Source organism: Burkholderia guangdongensis, from assembly GCF_013403875.1.
In the GTDB taxonomy this organism is placed as follows: Bacteria; Pseudomonadota; Gammaproteobacteria; order Burkholderiales; family Burkholderiaceae; genus Burkholderia; species Burkholderia guangdongensis.
In genome coordinates this window covers 1-281 of record NZ_JACBNX010000079.1, presented here as the reverse complement: position 1 = coordinate 281, position 281 = coordinate 1, and the positions used below count along the sequence as shown (strand labels likewise).

The window sequence follows — 281 nt, the reverse complement described above, 5'->3', positions numbered from 1 at the left end:
AGCAGTTCCGCGTCGTCCACCATGTCGCACTTGTTCAGGAACACGATGATGTACGGCACGCCGACCTGACGCGCCAGCAGGATGTGCTCACGCGTTTGCGGCATCGGGCCGTCAGCGGCCGAGCACACCAGGATCGCGCCGTCCATCTGCGCGGCGCCCGTGATCATGTTCTTCACGTAGTCGGCGTGGCCCGGGCAGTCGACGTGCGCGTAGTGACGGTTCGCCGTCTCGTACTCGACGTGCGCCGTGTTGATCGTGATGCCGCGCGCCTTTTCTTCCGG

At 65.1% G+C, this 281-nt stretch carries 1 protein-coding gene; it reads right to left on the bottom strand.

Annotated features, from left to right (window positions below; translation table 11 throughout):
* A partial coding sequence (locus tag HZI36_RS26780) for a GTP-binding protein (RefSeq protein ID WP_246327247.1) occupies positions 1-281 on the bottom strand: 281 nt, incomplete at both ends.